Annotated in this window: 10 protein-coding genes; 7 read left to right on the top strand and 3 right to left on the bottom strand. The window is 36.3% G+C overall.

All coding sequences use genetic code 11. The features are described from left to right. Positions 1 to 989, bottom strand: a 989-nt coding sequence (locus tag RMO03_RS10770) for a GTP cyclohydrolase (protein ID WP_309642109.1), incomplete at its 3' end; no start/stop codon positions are given. A 21-nt stretch (positions 990 to 1,010) separates the two neighbouring features. Next, the gene (locus RMO03_RS10765) at positions 1,011 to 2,006 is read right to left on the bottom strand and encodes a transporter (protein WP_309642108.1); all 996 of its coding nucleotides are present in this window, start codon (positions 2,004 to 2,006) and stop codon (positions 1,011 to 1,013) included. Between the two features lie 123 nt (positions 2,007 to 2,129). Here RMO03_RS10765 and RMO03_RS10760 point away from each other — a divergent pair, with 123 nt between their 5' ends. The 5 genes from RMO03_RS10760 to RMO03_RS10740 all read left to right on the top strand — a co-directional run bounded on the left by RMO03_RS10760 (position 2,130) and on the right by RMO03_RS10740 (position 8,645). Further along, on the top strand, positions 2,130 to 2,408 hold the full coding sequence (locus tag RMO03_RS10760; protein WP_309642107.1) for a DUF4834 family protein: 279 nt from the start codon (positions 2,130 to 2,132) through the stop codon (positions 2,406 to 2,408). A gap of 83 nt (positions 2,409 to 2,491) precedes the next feature. Then, positions 2,492 to 4,924, top strand: a complete 2,433-nt coding sequence (locus RMO03_RS10755; RefSeq protein ID WP_309642106.1) for a YfhO family protein — start codon at positions 2,492 to 2,494, stop codon at positions 4,922 to 4,924. A gap of 21 nt (positions 4,925 to 4,945) precedes the next feature. After that, positions 4,946 to 6,235: a glycosyltransferase family 4 protein gene (locus RMO03_RS10750; protein ID WP_309642105.1), complete on the top strand. Its 1,290-nt coding sequence runs from the start codon at positions 4,946 to 4,948 to the stop codon at positions 6,233 to 6,235. A gap of 29 nt (positions 6,236 to 6,264) precedes the next feature. Continuing rightward, positions 6,265 to 7,728: an oligosaccharide flippase family protein gene (locus RMO03_RS10745; protein ID WP_309642104.1), complete on the top strand. Its 1,464-nt coding sequence runs from the start codon at positions 6,265 to 6,267 to the stop codon at positions 7,726 to 7,728. Between the two features lie 452 nt (positions 7,729 to 8,180). Beyond that, a complete protein-coding gene (locus tag RMO03_RS10740; RefSeq protein WP_309642103.1) occupies positions 8,181 to 8,645 on the top strand; it encodes a hypothetical protein in 465 nt (154 codons plus the stop codon). A gap of 85 nt (positions 8,646 to 8,730) precedes the next feature. On the opposite strand, the gene uvrA is transcribed toward RMO03_RS10740, so the two are convergent. Further along, complete coding sequence (uvrA, locus tag RMO03_RS10735; RefSeq protein WP_309642102.1) at positions 8,731 to 11,535, bottom strand: excinuclease ABC subunit UvrA; 2,805 nt, start codon at positions 11,533 to 11,535, stop codon at positions 8,731 to 8,733. A gap of 467 nt (positions 11,536 to 12,002) precedes the next feature. On the opposite strand from uvrA, the gene RMO03_RS10730 reads away from it, so the two are divergent. Next, on the top strand, positions 12,003 to 14,066 hold the full coding sequence (locus RMO03_RS10730; RefSeq protein ID WP_309642101.1) for a T9SS type A sorting domain-containing protein: 2,064 nt from the start codon (positions 12,003 to 12,005) through the stop codon (positions 14,064 to 14,066). 122 nt (positions 14,067 to 14,188) lie between these two features. Then, on the top strand, positions 14,189 to 17,005 hold the full coding sequence (locus RMO03_RS10725) for a triple tyrosine motif-containing protein (RefSeq protein WP_309642100.1): 2,817 nt from the start codon (positions 14,189 to 14,191) through the stop codon (positions 17,003 to 17,005). Positions 17,006 to 17,071 lie beyond the last annotated feature (66 nt).

Here is a 17,071-nt window from a genome sequence, read left to right as displayed (position 1 = left end):
AAAGTTTTGTAGTATTCATCGAAGATAATCGCAGTAACACCTTTGCTTTGGTATTCGGGAGCAATGCCGATTAGATAAAACAAAACTTCTTTGCTGTGCTTTCTGGCTTTCAATAAATGATACCAACCGAATGGAAATAATTGGCCTTTTGCTTTTTGTAAAGCCGTTGAAAATGATGGCATGACAATACTAAACGCAATCAGGTTGTTGTCTTTGTCAATCACAAATTTGATGTATTCTGGATTGATAAACGGAATGTATTTCTTTTTGAAATATTCTTTTTGAATGTCGGTAATCGCTACAAAAGAAGCCAGATTAGCGTAAGTCGTATTAAATAAATCGAACATCTTGTCTACATACGGCAAGATGTCTTTGGTTTTGGTGAATGTGAGTGAAGTCAATTGGTATCTTCTTTTCACGAGTTCCTGAGCTTTAATATATACAGCCGGATCAACGTTGCTGAACAAAAATTTACTTTCAATGTATTCTTTCTCTTTCACGTAACCCAATTGCTCTAAATGCTCGGCATAATAAGGATGATTATACCAAGTAATCATCGAGCCTATATAATCGAAACCTTCTGTTAGCACACCCACTTTATCAAGATTTGAAAAACCAATCGGGCCTTCAACGAATTCTAAGTGGTTTTTTTTACCCAATTCGTATACTTTCTCGAGCAACGCTTTCGTAACCTCAATATCATCTATTACATCCCACCAACCAAAACGTACTTTTCTTTTTTCTTGAATATTGACTTCATTCCAATTGATAATCGCTGCAATTCGACCCGCAATTTCACCATCTTTATAAGCCAAATACAAATGCGCTTCGGCAGTTTCAAAAGCTGGGTTTTTGGAGGTGTCAAAACTTTCCATCTCATCTTGTATCAATGGTGGTACCCAATACGGATGGTTTTTATAAATCGAAAACGGAAAAGTAACGTAGGATTTGAGTAACTTTTTGTTGGTTACTTTTTGTATTGTAATCATGGGATGAATTTCAAAAATGGTTTACTTGAATTCTGTATTTTCAACAGCATCCTTGCGTTTTTTCTTTTCCTTGTCTTTTTTCTCCTTGTCTTTTTTCTCTTTTTTCGATTTGCCGTCGTTTTTTTCTTCTTTTGGAACGCGAAGCATCACTTCATTGTAATTGGCATCGAAACGCCAAGAAGCCCCAACACCTGCAAATACAATATTCGGTGAAGCTTGAAAATTACTGGCAACCGAAGCATCCACCTGAATGTTTTGTCTGACTAAGTAAGCCGCTCCGGTTCTTAAAAAATGGTCTTTATAAAATTCGTTATTAAAACCTTGTATTTCAAGAAAACCTGAAACCCTATCATTAAAACCTCGTGTCATCGTCAACACATAATCGATAGAATTTCTTTGCGATGGAAATTTGTCTAATATAATGTTAGTTAAGAAAGTATATCTCCCAAATTGATTTTGTGTGAGTATCATGCCTTTCAAAGTAAAATCTTCATCTCTGGGAATATCGGAACCTCTCAGAAATTTGTTCTTCGCAAGATTAGCATTGACACCACCATATATTCCAACTGCGGGAATAAATTGCCTCCAATTGAATTTATGATTGGCTTTCCAACTATATAGGTTGGGCTTCTTTTCATAATTTTTTTCAGGATCATAAATGAGATACTTGGCTCCGATAAGCACTTTTTTCAATGCACCTTCGTGAATGTCAACGCCAGGTGCAGTGAATTTTTCGTTTTGATATTCTAAGTTGGCAATCAATTCGAATTGCTCGAAGAAAACACCGTAACGTAAGGCCAAATCGCTGTTCCAAATGGCCGCTTTATAATCAACGTCTTTGTCTTTTTCGATGATACGATTGATACCCAATTCCGCTTGAATGACAGTTTTACCAACCGAAAATGCCGCCATCGATTGTCCGGGACGATTCGAATTGATGACATCGGTAAACTGCGCGTAATTGATAGTAGAATAAAAAACAAGGAATATAAAAACTAAAGACTTGATCTTGAACATATAAATAGATTTAAGTAGGCAATGGTACTGCTTTTCAAATGTACTATAATTTATTATTTATTTAAGAATCATATTTTATTTTTGAACTTTTGATTTCATAAATTTGTTGAAATTTTTTCAACTATGCAAACAGCATCTTTTAGCGGATTTCTCGAAACTATATGCTACATATTGGCTTTCTATTATATTATCAAATTTTTGGCGCGCTTGTTTTTGCCGATAATGGTGAAAAAAGTAGTCGAGAAAGCCGCCGGTAATTTTCAGCAACAATACCAATCTCAATACAATACGAATAGTAAATCTTCCGGTCAGGATGAAATTATTTATGATACAGCGCAACAGACTAAACCCCGCGAAACTAAAAAGGTAGGTGAGTATGTTGATTATGAAGAACTCGATTAAAATCTGTAAGATTTTCGATGTTTCGTTTGTAGTTTTTAACTATTTTTGGCTGGTATTATATAATCGATTTTACTGCCTTTCCTATGGATATTCTTAAAAAATTTTACCTACACGCGCTATTCGTATTAAGTTTCATTATTGTTTCTTGCATTTATTTTTATCCTGTCCTTCAGGGGAAAAAAATCTTCCAATCCGATATTGTTCAATATACCGGAATGGCGAAAGAGCAAAACGATTTCAGAGCTACCGAAAATGCCGAACCTTATTGGACGAATTCCGCTTTTGGCGGCATGCCGACGTATCAGCTAGGTGCCAATTATCCGCACGAATACATTAGTAAACTAGACCTTATGTTGCGTTTTCTGCCAAGACCTGCGGATTATTTGTTCCTCTATTTTATAGGTTTTTATGTATTACTGCTCGTACTTAAAATAGATCCTTTACAAGCCTTTTTCGGCGCTTTAGCTTTTGGTTTTTCCACTTATCTCATCGTCATACTCGGCGTTGGTCATAATGCTAAAGCACACGCCATCGCTTACATGCCTTTGGTTGTTGCCGGTGTTTTGATGGTTTTTAAAAGGCGTTACATAGTCGGTGGCATCGTAACCATGTTAGCCGCAGCATTAGAAATTAATGCGAATCACCTTCAAATGACGTATTACCTTTTGATTTTACTTTTCATAATATCATGCTTTTTCATTTATAATTTAATAAAAGAAAAGCAATTCAAAGCACTGCTTACAGCCATTAGTGTTTTTGCCATAGCCGCAATTTTGGCCATTGGTGTCAATGCAACAAGCTTAATGGCAACATCCGAGTATGCCAAATTCAGTACACGCGACAAAAGCGAACTGACATTCAACGCCGATGGCACTACGAATACAACCAAGAATGCCATGACCAACGATTATATCACAGAATATAGTTACGGAATTGCAGAAAGTCTCAACCTTTTTGCACCAAGGCTTTTTGGAGGTTCAAATAGTGAAAACGTAGGAACCGATGGTGCGATGTATGAATTTATCCTAAGTCAAAACGTACCCGAAGCACAAGCCAAAGATTTTGTTTCTGCGATGCCAACCTATTGGGGCGATCAGCCTATTGTTGCCGCTCCGGCGTATATTGGTGCTGTGGTTTTCTTCTTGTGTATACTGGCGCTTTTTGTAGTACAACGCAGAATAAAATACGCTTTTCTCACTGCAGCTTTGGTTGCGTTGTTGCTTTCTTGGGGTAAAAATTTCGCTGCGTTGACAGATTTTTGCATCGAGTATTTACCACTATATAATAAGTTCAGAGCCGTTTCTTCGATTCAAGTCATACTCGAATTGTGTGCGCCGGTCCTGGCTATTTTAGGTTTGCATGCTTTTATGAAATCTGAAAAAGCCACACAATGGAAAGCGTTATGGCAATCGAGCGCGATTGGAATTGGAATTTTAGCAATGTTGTTTTTTCTTAGAAGTTCCTTTCATTTTGCAAGTGCTTCTGATAGTTATTTCATGCAAACTTACGGGCCACAATTCGTTGATGCTTTAAAATCAGATCGAAAAACTTTATATGTCGCGGATTTATTGCGATCCGGATTTTTCATTTTGGTTGTTGCCGTTTTACTTTGGATGCATAACAAAGAACGATTGGCAAAAAACACCACGATTATTTTAGTCGGATTGCTGATGGTTTCGGATTTGTTTTTTATCGATAAAAATTATGTAGACAGCAGCGATTTCGTAAGCGCGAGTGAAGTTGATGTACCATTTCAACCTACAGAAGCCGATTTGATGATTCAACGCGACACTTCTAATTACAGGGTTTTTGAAGTTGACGGCAATTTATCAAGTGCTCGTGCTTCGTATTTCCACAAGTCGATTGGTGGTTATCATGCCGCAAAACCAAGGCGCATGCAGCAATTATTCGATTATCAAATTGCTAAAAACAATATGAATGTTTTGGATATGCTCAATGTACGATATGTACTTCAAGCCGACACAACAGGAAAAGTTTTTCCTAGATTGAACCAGTATGCCAATGGCAATGCATGGTTTGTTCAGCAAGTGAAATTCGCGCAAACTGCCAATCAGGAAATGAAAGATTTAGACAGTCTCGATACTAGAAATACAGCCATTGTCAATCAAAAAGAATTTGGAGCGATGTTGAAAAATAACACTTTTCAGTTAGACAGTTTGGCATCGATAACACTTCAAAAATACAAACCCAACGATTTGAAATACGTTTCGAATAATGCCCATGAAGGTTTGGCGGTATTCTCTGAAATGTATTATGCCGATGGATGGAATGTCTACATCGACGGAAATAAAACGCCGCATTTGAGAGCTGATTACGCACTTCGAGCTTTGATAATTCCGGCAGGTAAACATCACATCGAATTTAAGTTTGAACCACAAGTCGTAAAAACAGGAAGTACGATTGCAATGGCAAGTTCATTTGGAATGGTGTTGTTATTCGTCGGTGGACTTTACTACGAAAGAAGAAAAATGTGGTTTTCCGATAAAAAGGATTGAATTTAAAAATAAATGCAACCAATGAAAAAAGTTCTGATTGTCACCTATTATTTTCCTCCGGCCGGTGGACCAGGTGTGCAGCGTTGGTTAAAGTTTGTCAAATATTTACCCGAGTTCAATATTCAGCCGGTGGTGTATGTTCCCGAAAATCCATCGTATCCTATTATTGATGAAGATTTGGTTGATGAAATTTCAAACCAAGTCATCGTTATCAAAAAAAGAATTTTCGAACCTTATGGATTGGCATCGCTTTTTTCAAAAAATAAAACCCAACAAATCAGTGCGGGCATTATTCCCGCTGAAAGAAAACAAACTTCTATTGATCGGTTTTTACTCTGGATTCGTGGTAATTTTTTTATTCCCGATGCGCGGGTTTTTTGGGTAAAACCTTCTGTTGCTTATTTAAATAAATACATCAAAGACAATAACATCGATACGGTCATTACAACCGGTCCACCACATAGTTTGCACCTGATTGGTATGAAATTAAAAAAGCAACTCCCAATACATTGGATTGCTGATTTCCGCGACCCGTGGACCACGATTGGCTATCATGAAAAATTGAAATTATCGAATTACGCAAACCACGAGCACCATCTTTTAGAACGAAAAGTTTTAAAAAATGCTGATGCCATTATCGTAACAAGCAAAAGCACCAAACTCGAATTTCAAAAGAAAACCAATCAACCGATTACGGTTATTACCAATGGTTATGATGTTGAGAATGTCAGCAAACAAACTTTAGATACGAAGTTTTCATTGGCACACATCGGTTCGTTTTTATCCGAACGCAATCCGATTATTTTATGGCAGAGTTTGTCAGATTTGGTCCGAGAAATCCCTGACTTTTCGCAGCATTTGGAATTGAAATTAATCGGTACAATAAGCAGGGATATTTTAGACACCATTCACAGTTATAATTTGTCCGAGCATGTGAATTATCTCGGTTATGTTTCACATCAAGAAGCCTTAATTCACCAAAGAAAATCGCAAGTGTTGTTGCTTATTGAAATCAATTCTAAGAACACGATTAGCATCATTCCCGGAAAATTATTCGAGTACATGGTTTCAGAAAGACCTATTATTGCCATCGGCCCGCGAGGTTCTGATTTCTCTGAAATTATTGCCGATACCAACACCGGTGTTTTCTTCGATTACTCGGAAAAAGAAGCTCTAAAGCAATCTATTTTGACGTATTACAATGTCTTTTTAGAAGGAAAACTACAAGTCAATGCAGTAGGTTTAGAAAGGTATTCCAGAAAAAAACTAACCGAACGTTTGTCCGAAATTATCAACGAATCTCCAATCTAAAATCCTCAATCTAAAATCTAAAATTAATTATGGGAATTGTATTGAATCAGTCGATTAAAAATACAGTCATTACCTATTTTGGTTTTGGAATTGGCGCTATCAATGCGTTGTTTTTATACACTAATTTTCTCGGAAAATCGCACTACGGCATGGTGGCGTTCTTGCTTTCCGCTTCCAATATTATGATGCCCTTGATGGCGTTTGGCGTGCACAATACGTTGATTCGTTTTTATTCTAAATGCGAAACCGAAATCGAACGCGAAAAGTTTCTGAGTTTCATGCTTTGGATGCCATTGCTGTTGATTATTCCGATCACATCGATCACGTATTTTTTCTATGATGAAATTGCCTTTTATATTTTAAAAGAAAACCCAACCGTTGAACCATTTCTGTGGTTGATTCCGATTATTGGTATTTGTATGGGTTATTTTGAAGTATATTATGCTTGGGTGAAAGTGCACATGCAGTCGGTTTTCGGGAATTTTATCAGCGAAGTTTTGGTTCGGATTATCATAATGCTAATGTTGTTTGCCGTGCATTGGAACTGGCTCACCAAAGATGCTTTTATTTACGGTTTGGTCGTTGCTTATTTCCTTCAATTTGTTGTGATGAAAAGTTATGCGATGTATGTCAAAATGCCCAAATTGCAGTTTAAGATTCCACACAACAGCAAAGAAATTTTCGGCTATTCTTTCTTTATTATTCTATCTGGAAGCGTCGCCGTTCTACTCATGGATTTTGATAAAGTGATGATTCCTGCGTATGAAAATATCAGTAGCAATGCCTTGTATTCCGTAGCTATTTTTATAGCGACCGTGATTGCGGTTCCGAGTCGTGCGATGTTGCAGATTATTTATCCGATCACAGCGAAGTTGATGAGTGAAAATAAGCATGATGAACTCCAGGAATTGTATCAAAAAAGCGCCATCAATCTTCAGGTTTTTGGGGGTTTAATTATGCTGGGCATTTTTCTGAACATCAAACAAATTTATCTTTTGATTCCGGGTGAATACAGTGGCGGTTTGCTAGTGGTTTTTCTAATTGGATTGTCGAAGTTTTATGATGTGATTTTGGGCAATAACAATGCGATTGTGCTCAATACCAAATACTATCGTTCGGTATTGCTTTTCGGATTGCTTTTGGTTGTAATGATGATTGTACTCAACATGATATTCATTCCGATGTATGGCATTGTAGGTTCAGCCTTGGCGACTTTGATTTCGGTGATTGTTTACAATACCATCAAGCTTTGGTTTGTGGTTAAAAAGATGGATTTATTCCCATTTACCAAAAACACTTTGCGGTCGTTTGTCATTATTACTTTGGTCTTTTTGACATTTTATTTTTGGGATTTCCCGTTTCATCCGATACTCAGTATTGTTTTAAAATCGATTTTGATTACGTTGGTTTATGGGTATTGGAATTATAAGTGGTTGATTTCTGTAGAGATTAATCAAGTCATCAATAATTTCATTCGAAGGCTGAAGTCCTAGCCCTGATAATTTAGCTTCGCTCAGTTCGGCTTTGCCTCGGGTGAGATTAAGAGGAGGAAGTCCAGTGGACTTCAGGTGTTTTTTCAAGATTTTAAATAATGGTTTTAATTTAGTATAAAGCCTAGCCCTGATAGCAGTGGTTATCCTTTTGTGCCGTTGTTCGGCGCAAAAGATAGTAGCGGATAGCAGGATTAGCTCCTAAAAAAATCCCGCTGAAAGTATTAAAACTACCAGCGGGATTCAACCAATTAAATTATAAAACCCAATTTTTATAATGCTATTTTGACGGATTGAAGTTGTATTTAAATCTTCGTTCTTATTTTTTTACTTTCAATTATTATACCAATCTATCAATTGAATTTGTTAAAAAACAGACTTCAAGTGTCATTTTTTGATAAACGCCATTACATTTGAATCAATTTTGTATTTTTGAAAAAATTTTACCCATCACGATGAAGTATTTCATTTCCAGTTTATTACTTTTTGTAGGTTGTTTAGGCAACGCGCAAACGATGCCCACCAAAGTCAACGAACAACGCCGTTTTAATTCCGACAGTCGCTTGTTTTACGTGTGGAATCAGGAGAAAGACGGTTATGATTTGAAAGATACCGAGTATGAAAGTTCGGTGATTGATATTCGTGAAATCAATACGAAAAGTAGCGGTTATATTGTGATTAGTATGACCGATGATGGGAAAACCCGATTATATCATGGTTCAATCATCAACTATTCTATCGATGATGAAGGCGTTGCCACTTGGATTTTGCGCTCCAAAAGCGCTCGAGGAAAAGTAGCTTTAGATCCGAAGAAAAAAAGAATCACGTATTCTTTTGAAAGCAATGAAACGCGTTATGTGAAGATTTTTGTGTTTAATTTGTTTTTTGCGGGTGATGAAAATCCCGATGAGCAAGAATAGTCTACTAATAATAGCTTTGCGCCTCTGCGTCTTTGCGAGAATAATGTCTCGCAAAGACGCAGAGACGCAAAGTTTATAAAGATGTCTACAATTTCTCTTTCAAGTATTTTCCCGTTATTGAATTTTTGTTTTTGACAATTTCTTCAGGTGTTCCAATCGCCAAGATCTGCCCGCCATTTTCGCCGCCTTCGGGCCCTAAATCGATAATATAATCAGCACATTTGATCAAATCGATGTTGTGTTCGATGACGATGATCGAATGTCCTTTTTCGATTAAAGCGTCGAATGATTTCAATAATTTTTTAATGTCGTGGAAATGCAAACCCGTTGTAGGTTCATCAAAAACAAATAAGGCTTTTTCCTTTGTGCTTCCTTTGACTAAGAAAGTCGCGAGTTTAATACGTTGCGCTTCACCACCCGAAAGTGTTGATGATGATTGCCCCAATTGCACATAACCCAAACCAACATCTTGCAACGGTTGTAGTTTTTGAACAATTTTCGCTTGCTTTGCTGTTGTGAAAAACTGTAAAGCGTCATCTATAGTCATCGTTAGAATGTCATCGATGTTTTTTCCTTCGAAATAAATCTCTAGAATTTCCTTTTTGAATCGCTTGCCACCGCAAGTATCGCAAGGCAAATGCACATCGGCCATGAAGACCATTTCGACATTAATTGATCCTTCGCCACTGCAAGTTTCACATCGGCCGCCATCAACATTAAATGAAAAATGTTTGGGTTGATAACCACGAATTTTGGATAATTTTTCTTTTGAAAATACATCGCGAATGTCGTCGTAAGCTTTGATATAAGTCACAGGATTCGAACGTGAACTCCTTCCAATCGGATTCTGATCGATGTATTCGATATGGTGAATTTTATGGTAATAACCGCGCATTTCGGTAAACTGTCCAGCCTTTTCACCAATGCCATCGAGCTTTTTCTGCATCGCGGGAAACAATATTTTTTTGACTAACGTACTTTTTCCACTGCCTGAAACTCCCGTGATTACGGTAAGTACTTCTAACGGAAAACGAACATCAACGTTTTGCAGGTTGTTTTCTCTTGCGCCGAGAATTTCAATATAATTGCCCCACTTTCTACGGCTTTTTGGAACGGGAATTTCTAACGAGCCATTGAGGTATTTTGCGGTTAACGAATCGGCTTTTAATATTTCATCGAAAGTGCCTTGAGCTACAAGATTTCCGCCAAAAGTTCCAGCTTCGGGGCCGATATCAATAATCATATCGGCGGCTTTCATGATATCTTCATCATGCTCCACAACAATCACGGTGTTGCCCAAATCGCGCAACGAAAGCAATACTTTGATGAGTCGTTCGGTATCTTTAGGATGCAGTCCAATACTGGGTTCGTCGAGAATATACATCGAGCCGACCAAACTGCTGCCTAATGAAGTTGCTAGATTGATGCGTTGCGATTCACCACCCGAAAGTGACGCTGAATTTCGGTTGAGCGTCAAATAATCCAAACCGACATCAACGAGAAAGCTCAGTCGATTGTTGATTTCGATTAATAAACGTTTGGCCACTTTTTGATCGAAGTCGTTTAATTTCAAATCCTTGAAAAAAATATTCAATTTTCGAATCGGTAAATCGACCAAATCGGAAATGGTTTTTCCATCGATTTTGACATAAGAAGCTTCGATGCGCAATCGTTTTCCTTTACACGAATAGCATTTGGTTTTGCCGCGATAGCGCGATAACATGACGCGATTTTGAATTTTGTAATTTTTTTCTTCGAGTTCTTTGAAGAAATCATGCAAGCCTTGAAAGTATTCGTTGCCTTTCCAAACCAAATCTTTTTGTTCTTCTGTGAGTTCAAAGAAAGGTTTGTGAATTGGGAAATCAAATTTATAAGCGTTGTTGACGAGTTCGTCGCGAAACCAACTCATGCTTTCGCCACGCCAAGGAAAAATTGCATTCTCAAAAATGGATAAAGCGGTATTCGGAATGACTAATTCGTGATCAATTCCGATGATGTTGCCGTAACCTTCACAAACAGGGCAAGCACCATATGGATTATTGAAGCTGAATAAATGCACGTTCGGCTCTAGAAAAGCAATGCCATCGAGTTCAAAATTATTGCTGAAGATTAAGCGGTTTTTTGTGTCTAATTCCTGCAAATAACAAACACCTTTGCCTTCAAAAAAAGCAGTTTGAATCGCATCAGACAATCGGTTGTAGAATTCTTCTTCATCTTTAACCACGATTCGGTCAATAATTAAAAGTACTTCTTTTTGTTTTTTTGATTTTGTATTGTCGAGTGCTGTTGCGATGTCGTCTAAACGAATGATTTCACCATCAACCAATATTCTTGCGAAACCTTGTTGTAATAAAACGTTGAGTTTGTCTTCGAGTTTTCTGCCTGCTTCTAGATGAATGGGTGCGAGCAATAACCATTTGCTATCGAGTGCAAAAGTTTTCACACTATTGATTACATCAGTCACCGAATTTTTTTTGACTTCTTGTCCTGAAACTGGCGAATAAGTTTTTCCAATTCTGGCGAAAAGCAATTTCAGATAATCGTAAATTTCTGTAGATGTTCCAACGGTCGAGCGCGCATTGGTTGTATTGACTTTTTGTTCAATTGCAATCGCAGGTGCGATACCTTTGATGTATTCTACTTTGGGCTTATCCAATCGTCCTAAAAACTGACGCGCATACGAAGACAAGCTTTCTACGTAACGGCGTTGGCCTTCAGCATATAGCGTATCGAAAGCCAAAGATGATTTTCCCGAACCTGACAGACCGGTAATCACGACCAACTTATTTCTGGGAATGGCAACATCAAGGTTTTTAAGATTGTGTACTTGAGCGCCTTTGATTAAAATGTTTTTCTTGGGTTCGAGTGTGGCAATATCGGTTGGTTTCATAGCAGAAAATAATGAGCGTAAAGATAATTAAATTAATAGGATTGGAATAGGAATTATGATTAAGTAAGTAATCAAATTTTAAGGTAGTTTAAAAGGAATAATTGATATAAAATAGGTTTTTATTGTTGAATGTATTTTTATTATACAGCAAATAAAAGCCACTACTTTTTATTTAAAAATCATTTTTCGAGACACAAATTGATTTTTTTGGAAGTAAATGACTTCGAAGCCATTACGAAAACGTAATAGTCACCATAACATTACCACAACATGCGGTAATTTTACACTATTTTTTTTTGAAAAAATAAGAAATAGTAACTCGCTTTAAATCACTGTAATCGCATTGAATACGGAGCTTTTGAAGCTTATTTGTCTTTATTAAACTTGTATAGTTTTTATATACAGTACATTTAGCAAAGCAATTCACTTCCTGCCTACATTTGAATATCACTAAAAATCAAAATATTATGAAAAAAATTACACTTTTAGTTTCACTTTTTGCAGTTTCATTAGGAATTGCGCAACCCACAACCAATGCTCCCGTTCCTACGAACAATGCCACGGATGTGATTTCTATTTATGGTGAAACGTTTACGAGTATTGCAACAAACTATAATCCGAATTGGGGACAATCCGGACTTTGTTGTGTCGACCAAAACTACAATCCTGGGAGTGGTAATTTAGTGTTGGCATATACTAGCTTTAATTACCAAGGTACTGAACTAACAACAACCAATGCTTCAAATATGGAATTCCTTCATATTGATGTTTGGACGGACTCTGCAACAGATTTGAAAGTTTCCCCAATTAATAATGGAACTGGAGTTGGTGAAATCTTAGTCAATGTTCCTTTGGTAAATGGTGGTTGGAGTAGTATTGATATTCCAAAAACGGCCTTTACCGGAATGACATGGGACTCTTTGTTTCAGTTAAAATTTGATGCTCAAGGCGGAACAAATCCTGCGGCTATTTACTTAGATAATATTTATTTTTGGAAGAATCCAACCATTGGAACAAACGAACCTGTAACCAATGCTCCAGATCCTACAAGAAATGCAGTTGATGTAATCTCTATTTATAGTGGCACTTACACTAATATTGCAACAAATTATAATCCGAATTGGGGTCAAAGTGGTTTCGGTTCTGTGAACCCTAGCTACGATCCTGGAACTGGAAATTTAATTTTGGCTTATCCAAATTTCAATTATCAAGGTACAGAACTAACTACTCAGAATGCCTCTGGTATGGAATTCTTGCACATCGATATTTGGACAACCACAGCAACTAGCGTTAAAGTATCTCCAATTAACAACGGAACGGGTGTTGGAGAATTTTTGGTCGATGTACCTATATTAAATGGTGGATGGAGTAGTGTTGACCTTCCTAAATCTGCTTTTACTGGAATGACTTGGGATTCTGTATTCCAATTAAAATTTGATGGTCAAGGTGGTGTGAATCCATCAACGATTTATCTTGATAACATTTATTTCTGGAAAGCACCACTTGCTGTAGGTTCAGATGCAACTTTGAGTAGCCTTCAAGTTGATGGTGTTTCGGTTACTGGTTTCTCTCCAGCAGCAAACAATTATACTTATGAACTCGTCGTTGGAACTACTGATGTTCCGCAAATTACTTTAGCTACTACAACCGATGCAGCTGCTACTGTAACTTCTATAACACAAGCTACTGCAATTCCAGGAACTGCTACCGTATTAGTTACTTCTCAAAACGGTAATGTAACGAATACTTATACAATTTCTTTTACTGCAACATTGCCAAATCCTTCGCCAACTCCATCTACGCCACCAGCGGAAGTGTTAAGTATTTATAGTGATACAGGTGCATTTACAAATACTTGGATATCAAATTATAATTTTGGAGTAAATTCAGGTCAGCCTGATTTAGATCCGGGAACTGGAGTTAATCAAGCGATTAAAATGAATTTTGCCGTTGCAGGTTATGGAGAAGGAACCAATACAGCGACTGATATTTCAACCTACAATTGGGTACATTTTGATTATTTTGCTGATGCTAATTCAACTCAAATTAGATTTATTCTTATTGGAGGTGGTGAATTTTACTATGAATTATCAGATGCTGGAAATGCTCCGATTGTAACAGGTTCCTGGCAAAGTGTCAATATTCCATTGTCTTTCTTTGTAGGAATTGGATTTAATAAAACCAATTTTCTACAATACAAACTCGGAACTACTTCTGACTTAGTTTCGGATATTGTTTATTTTGATAATATTTATTTTTCTCAAAATCAAGGAACTGTACTTAGCACAAAAAGTAATGAGGCAGTTACATTTAACATGTATCCAAATCCAGCCAATAATTCAGTAACAATTGATGCTAGAAATACAATTGATACGGTTTCAATCTATAATGTATTAGGTCAAGAAGTAATGGTTGCCAATCCAAATGCAGCGCAAACTACTTTAGATATCTCGAATCTTAATTCAGGTGTTTATATTGTTAGAACTTCAACAGAAGGAAAAGTTGCTACTTCAAGATTGATCAAAAAGTAAGTTAGTTTAGGTTATTCTAAAAAGCACGTCTTGAAAGAGCGTGCTTTTTTTGTTTTATAGTATAGTAATTATACAATCTGTTGTATATCTTTATACTTCAATTTTTGAATCTAAGTTTTAAAATGCAAAAAGCACCACTCCTAAACTATTGCCGCCTTTTATTTTTTCTATTGCCGATTTTGGTCATTGCTCAAGAACTGCCGCCAATAGTCAAATATAGCCCAAATTTATACGGTGCCGGCAATCAAAATTGGATGATCACGCAAGATCAAAATCACTTTGTTTTTTTTGCCAATAATGAAGGATTGTTAGAATACAATGGTTCGAATTGGACATTGTATCCTTCTCCTAATGAAACGATTATTCGTTCTGTAAAAGTGATTGATAATAAGATTTATTCGGGCTGTTTTATGGAATTTGGCTATTGGATTAGAACTTCTGACGGACAATTGAAATACCATTCCTTAAGTACTAAAATAAAAGATAAAATCTTAGATGACGAACAATTTTGGAACATACTGAATTACGAACAATGGGTTATTTTTCAATCCTTGAATCGCATTTATATCTATGATACCAAAACCCAACAGTTTTCTATTATAACGCCAAAAAACAATATTATAAAATCGTTTGGTGTTGACAATGCCATTTATTTTCAAACGCAAAACGATGGGCTTTTTGAAATAGAAAATGGAAAAAGCAAATTGGTTTCGAATAATCCTATTTTACAAAACAATCGCATTGTCAATGTTTTTGCCACTGATGACGGATTGCTTATTCAGACGCAATGGAACGGGTTTTATCAACTGATTTCAGGTAATTTAATCAAGTTTCATACTGAAGCAGAATCGGTTTTGTCGGCAAGTAGTATTTATAGTTGTCAGCAATTATCCGATGGTAGTTTTGCATTAGGCACCATTTCTAATGGCCTTTTCATAATGTCGAAAGGCGGTAAAATCAAATATAACATCACTCAAAATCGTGGCTTGAGCAACAGTACCGTTTTGTCGCTTTTTGAGGATACTGATAAAAACTTGTGGATTGGTTTAGACAATGGCATTAATTGTATCAACCTTCAAACGCCGGTCAACTGTTTTTCCGATAATACAGGCATTTTAGGCACAGTGTATACTTCACTTTTGTTTCAGAATAAATTATATATAGGTTCCAATCAAGGGTTGTTTTATAAAAATTATGATAGTAATGAAGATTTTAAATTCATCTCCGGAACCAAAGGACAAGTGTGGTCTTTGTTTGAATATGAAGGAACACTTTTTTGTGGTCATGATTCGGGTACTTTCGTCATAGAAAATGGTGTAGCAAGAAATATTTTTTCTCAATCCGGAACTTGGAAATTAGAAACAATACCCAATCAGAAAAACAAACTATTGCAAGGAAATTACTTTGGACTATCGGTTTTAGAAAAAAGCAACAACCAATGGATATTTAAAAACAGAATCACTGGTTTCGATTATTCGGCTAAATATTTTGAAATTACTAATCAAAATGAAGTTTATGTAAGCCATGAATATAAAGGTGTTTTTCGACTGCAGTTGAATTCCGATTTAACTCTTGTTAAAAGCAAATTTGCCTATGCTTCGCCAGTCAAAGGGAAGAATGCGAGTTTGGCTAAATTCAACAATGCTATTTACTATGCCTTTAAAGACGGAATTTTTAAGCTCAATCCAATTACAAAAGCATATGAAAAAGAAACGGTTTTAAGCAAAGTATTTGAAAAAGACGAATATACTTCGGGCCGATTAATCGTAGATTCGTCTAATAAAATTTGGCTTTTTTCGAAGAATTACATTCACTATTTTACGTTAAGTAAATTGAGCAATCAATTGAAACAAAACGCCATTCCAATTCCATCATCGCTCACGAATTCGATGTTGGGTTATGAAAATATTTCACAATTGTCAAATTCGGTCTACCTTATCGGAACTACCGATGGATATTACACCATCAATATCAATGATTTGAGTTTTAAAAATTATGAGGTTTTCATTTCGAATATTAGTATTAACCAACTAAATCAAAAAAGCACCAATTGCGCAATCACTTCAGAAGGCACCTTCAAAGCCGTTGAAAACAACATTACGTTTAGTTTTACGGTACCCGAATACAACAAGTATATCAATGCAGAATACCAGTATTTGTTGGAAGGATTTCAAGAGGAATGGAGCGAATGGAGCGCCAAATCTACCGTCAATTTTAAAAACCTTTCTCCTGGAAATTACACGTTTAAAGTTAGAGCCAAACTGGCCAACTCGGCTTCAGAAAAAATTGCTACGTACGCGTTTACCATTTCGAAACCTTGGTACGCAACTTATTTAGCAATATTTATTTATTTGATTTTGATTCTCGTATTAGCCCATTTTATTCATAAAGCGTATAAAAATTATTATCAAAAACAAAAAGAAAAGCTCATTGAAGAAAACAATCTTTTATTGGAAATAAAGGAATTAGAAAACGAACAGCAGTTGATGAAATTGCGCAACGAACAACTATCTCAGGTAGTCGATACCAAAAACAGAGAATTAGCTGTTTCGTCGATGAGTTTGATCAATAAAAATGAATTGCTTTCGGTGATTAAAGAAGATTTAAAAAACACTTCAAATGATGGGAACAGAAGCATCAAATCATTGATTACCACCATTACCAAAAACATTTCAGAAGAAGACAATTGGAAAATTTTTAAAGAAGCTTTCGACAATACCGATAAAGATTTTCTAAAGAAAGTAAAAGCTGCTCATGCTTCGCTAACACCAAACGATTTAAGATTGTGTGCCTACCTTCGACTAAACCTTTCCTCTAAAGAAATTGCGCCTTTATTGAATATTTCTGTGCGCAGTGTGGAAATAAAACGATATCGTTTGCGTAAAAAAATGGATCTGCCGCACGAAACAGGTCTTGTAGAGTATATTCTTTCGATTTGAGCATTCCTTTTGCACTTTTTTTAACTATACATCAACTATACAAAAGCGCTTTTTGAGGTTCAATAA

This window comes from Flavobacterium sp., from assembly GCF_031411595.1.
Lineage (GTDB): Bacteria > Bacteroidota > Bacteroidia > Flavobacteriales > Flavobacteriaceae > Flavobacterium.
This window is presented reverse-complemented; position numbering and strand designations above follow the sequence as displayed.

Coding starts and splice junctions, on each gene's coding strand:
- RMO03_RS10755 (WP_309642106.1), top strand. CDS start 2,492: ATGGATATTCTTAAAAAATTTTACCTACACGCGCTATTCGTATTAAGT.
- RMO03_RS10740 (WP_309642103.1), top strand. CDS start 8,181: ATGAAGTATTTCATTTCCAGTTTATTACTTTTTGTAGGTTGTTTAGGC.
- RMO03_RS10765 (WP_309642108.1), bottom strand. CDS start 2,006: ATGTTCAAGATCAAGTCTTTAGTTTTTATATTCCTTGTTTTTTATTCT.
- RMO03_RS10760 (WP_309642107.1), top strand. CDS start 2,130: ATGCAAACAGCATCTTTTAGCGGATTTCTCGAAACTATATGCTACATA.
- RMO03_RS10725 (WP_309642100.1), top strand. CDS start 14,189: ATGCAAAAAGCACCACTCCTAAACTATTGCCGCCTTTTATTTTTTCTA.
- RMO03_RS10730 (WP_309642101.1), top strand. CDS start 12,003: ATGAAAAAAATTACACTTTTAGTTTCACTTTTTGCAGTTTCATTAGGA.
- uvrA (WP_309642102.1), bottom strand. CDS start 11,535: ATGAAACCAACCGATATTGCCACACTCGAACCCAAGAAAAACATTTTA.
- RMO03_RS10750 (WP_309642105.1), top strand. CDS start 4,946: ATGAAAAAAGTTCTGATTGTCACCTATTATTTTCCTCCGGCCGGTGGA.
- RMO03_RS10745 (WP_309642104.1), top strand. CDS start 6,265: ATGGGAATTGTATTGAATCAGTCGATTAAAAATACAGTCATTACCTAT.